Origin of the sequence: Paenarthrobacter sp. CM16, from assembly GCF_013179505.1 — a bacterium.
GTDB lineage: Bacteria > Actinomycetota > Actinomycetes > Actinomycetales > Micrococcaceae > Arthrobacter.
Window position 1 is genome coordinate 1 of sequence record NZ_JABMCX010000431.1, and the last position, 2,888, is coordinate 2,888.

5 protein-coding genes are annotated in these 2,888 nt (G+C 62.0%); 2 read left to right on the forward strand and 3 right to left on the reverse strand.

Annotated elements, in window-relative coordinates:
• Positions 1-257, forward strand: a 257-nt coding sequence (locus HP499_RS22935; protein ID WP_172326369.1) for an ABC transporter permease, incomplete at its 5' end; no start/stop codon positions are given.
• Positions 254-865 carry a TetR family transcriptional regulator gene (locus HP499_RS22940; RefSeq protein ID WP_172326370.1) on the forward strand — a complete coding sequence of 204 codons (612 nt, stop codon included), beginning with the start codon at positions 254-256 and terminating at the stop codon, positions 863-865. The genes HP499_RS22935 and HP499_RS22940, both read left to right, overlap by 4 nt.
• 70 nt (positions 866-935) lie before the next feature.
• On the opposite strand, the gene HP499_RS22945 is transcribed toward HP499_RS22940, so the two are convergent.
• The 3 genes from HP499_RS22945 to HP499_RS22955 form a co-directional block, all read right to left on the reverse strand.
• Positions 936-1,667: a hypothetical protein gene (locus HP499_RS22945; protein WP_172326371.1), complete on the reverse strand. Its 732-nt coding sequence runs from the start codon at positions 1,665-1,667 to the stop codon at positions 936-938.
• Positions 1,668-1,744: 77 nt separating this feature from the next.
• Positions 1,745-2,623 carry a GNAT family N-acetyltransferase gene (locus HP499_RS22950; RefSeq protein ID WP_172326373.1) on the reverse strand — a complete coding sequence of 293 codons (879 nt, stop codon included), beginning with the start codon at positions 2,621-2,623 and terminating at the stop codon, positions 1,745-1,747.
• Positions 2,586-2,888 (reverse strand): flavodoxin-dependent (E)-4-hydroxy-3-methylbut-2-enyl-diphosphate synthase (locus HP499_RS22955; RefSeq protein WP_172326372.1); only part of this gene is annotated, 303 nt, incomplete at its 5' end. The genes HP499_RS22950 and HP499_RS22955, both read right to left, overlap by 38 nt.

Genomic DNA, 2,888 nt, shown 5'->3' on the forward strand with positions numbered 1-2,888 from the left:
CGGTGCAGTTCATGCCCGTGGTGGTAGTCCCACAGATTCTGTTGTGCGGCTTGTTCGTATCCCGGGAGGACATGAACGAGGTCCTGGACAGCGTTTCCGGGATTCTGCCGCTGACGTTCTCCGTGGAGGCGCTGACGGAAATCGCCGGGAATACCGAAGCAACGGCTGCGCTGTGGCAGGACGCAACAGTGATGGGCGGGATCGTGGTGGGCGTCCTTGTCCTGGCCTCGTTGACCCTGCGCCGGCGGACCAAGTGAGCCTGCCACAGTTGCGGCGTGGCCGCCGCAACGCCGCGAACCACTCGAGGGAGGGCATCCTTGCTGCGGCTCGGAAGTTGTTCGCCGATCAGGGATTCGAGGGAACCAGCCTCCGGCAAGTGGCCCGCGAAGCGTCTGTGGACCCTGCCATGGTTCACCACTTCTTCGGCGGTAAAGATGAACTCTTCGCTGCCTGCGTGGAGTTGCCCGTTGACCCTGCCGAGGTTCTTTCAGGCATTGAAGCCATGGACCCGGCCGCGAGGGCGGAAGCTATTGCCAGGGCAGTGCTCCGACTGTGGGAAAGCCCGGCGCAGCATGGTTTGGTGGCGTTCGTTCGCGGAACCATCGGGTCCACGGCGAAGACAGCTTTGCTGCGCGAGATGGTGAACCGGACCATCATTTCCCGAATCATTGCAGGCATGCCGGGACCGGCCGGGGAATTACGGCTACGGGGCAATCTGGTTGCCACGCAGGTTGTGGGGCTCATGCTGGTCCGTTACGTGATCCGGCTCGAACCCTTGGCCTCCGCCGATCCCGAGGACGTGGTGCGGCTAGTGACGCCCACCCTGCAGCGCTACCTCTCCGGGGCTTTGGATTCTTCCCAATAGGCAGCAGCACGGGCCGTTCTGAGCCTCAAAGTGCCCGTGCTGCTACCTGCTTGGTGTTACATGGTTGGCATCACTTGATCAGCGCGGCGGCCTGGTCCATGAGTGCCCCGGCAGCTGCGGCGCCGGAGTTGTCAGCGCTCTTTCCGGAGGCTGTGGCGGAGATGAGGACGCCGTCCTTGATGGCTGCGGCCATCAGCGTGGACTGGGTCTGGCCGTCCGGGAGCGTCATGGTGGTCTTGATGCCCAGGGTGCCGGGTACTGAACCGATGCCGTCGAACTTCTCAGTCTTCATGGTCATGGTGGTACCGGACATGGACATGGTCATGGTGGAGCAGGTGGTGATCTGGTCTTCGTTGCTCTTGACGTTCTTCTCCAACACGTCCTTGGAAACGCCGGAGGCCAGGGTCACGCTGGTAATGACACCGGAAGCGGTGTCAATTTTTGCACCGCTGGCGCCGGTGGCTCCCTCGATCGGCTGCGAAGCGCCGGCCATGGCCAGGTTCTTGCACTCGGCAGGCTCAATGTTCATGGAGCCCAGGAGCTGCTTGAGGGGATCCTGCTGACCGGCGAGATTGTCAATGGAGGAAACCATCAGTTCCGTACCATCCGCGGCCTTGATCTGCTTTACCAGGTCCGTGAGTTGCTGGGTGGTGTACTGCTTGGCCTGGGCAGGTGCGGGCGAGGATGCCTCACTCGCCGGAGCCGAGGAAGCATCCGTAGTGGCGGCGCCACCGCCACAAGCGGTAAGGCCCATAACCAACAGTCCTGACGCGGCCAGACCGCGCAGCGCATTCTTCTTCATGTGTCCCCCCAAAGGAAGTTCGAGTGATGGCTGGCGTGCACCAACCGGGACCAGACTACAAGTTCCCGGTAAAGAGCCTAAAAAAGGACCGTGGCGAAGGTCCCGGCTTGCTGGAAGCCCACCCGCTCATAGGTGGCACGGGCTTTGGCGTTGTAGTCGTTGACATACAGGCTGGTCACCGGGGCAAAAGTCTTTGACAGATTGACGACGGCGGCCATGTAGCCGGCGCTCTGGCCCTGGCCACGGAGTTCCGGATTCATCCACACGCCCTGGACCTGCGTGACTTCGGCTGTGACGGCACCGAGCTCGGCCTTGAAGACCACTGTGCCGTGAGGATCAATGTGCACCAGTGAGTGCCCTTGCCTGATGAGGCCGGCAACCCGCCTGCTGTAGAACTCCTGGCCACCAAGGAAAGGAGAATAGCCCACTTCTTCCTCGAACATGGCCGCGCAGGCCGGCAGGATGAGGTCGAAGTCCTCCATGGTGCCAAAGGTCAGGGCAGGGTTGGCACCTATGGACGGTTCTCCGGAAATGGTCAGGAGTGGCTGGCGGGACCGGATCTCATGGGCGGTGTGGCCCAACTGTTCGAAGCGTGCATAGAGGGCCAGCACTGTCTCTGCGGGCCCAAAGATGGAAGCAAACCGGCGTCCTGTTTGATGGGCCGCCGTTGCTGCGTAACCCGCCAATGCGGGATCCAGTTGCACCGGAACCAGATTGGCTCCGGCCCAACAGGCGCCCAGGAGCGTTTGGTCGTGGAACACTCCAAAAATACTGGCGCCACCACTGGTGGGCGCGGCCGTTCCCGTGCTGTCCAAGTGGGCCAGGATAAACACATTGGCCACGACGTCTTCACTTGCCAGCGCGCGAAGAGCCAGGGTGTCGGCTTTGCCGAGCACCCTGACCCCCAAGCCGTTCTCGTTACGAGACGCTAACCACGGGGCTACCCTTGACAGCATCTTCGCCATCGGCCTCCCCCATCTCTTCGGCGATGCGCATGGCCTCTTCGATCAGTGTCTCAACAATTTCGCTCTCAGGCACAGTCTTGATGACTTCGCCCTTCACGAAAATCTGGCCCTTGCCGTTTCCGGAGGCCACACCGAGGTCCGCTTCACGGGCCTCGCCCGGTCCGTTGACAACGCAGCCCATGACGGCAACGCGCAAGGGGATCTCCATTCCTTCCAAACCGGCGGTTACCTGCTCCGCCAACGTGTATACGTCCAC

What these genes read in the sequence shown, in the direction of transcription:
- HP499_RS22950 (WP_172326373.1), bottom strand. Translation starts at nt 2,623, where the DNA reads ATGCTGTCAAGGGTAGCCCCGTGGTTAGCGTCTCGTAACGAGAACGGC.
- HP499_RS22945 (WP_172326371.1), bottom strand. Translation starts at nt 1,667, where the DNA reads ATGAAGAAGAATGCGCTGCGCGGTCTGGCCGCGTCAGGACTGTTGGTT.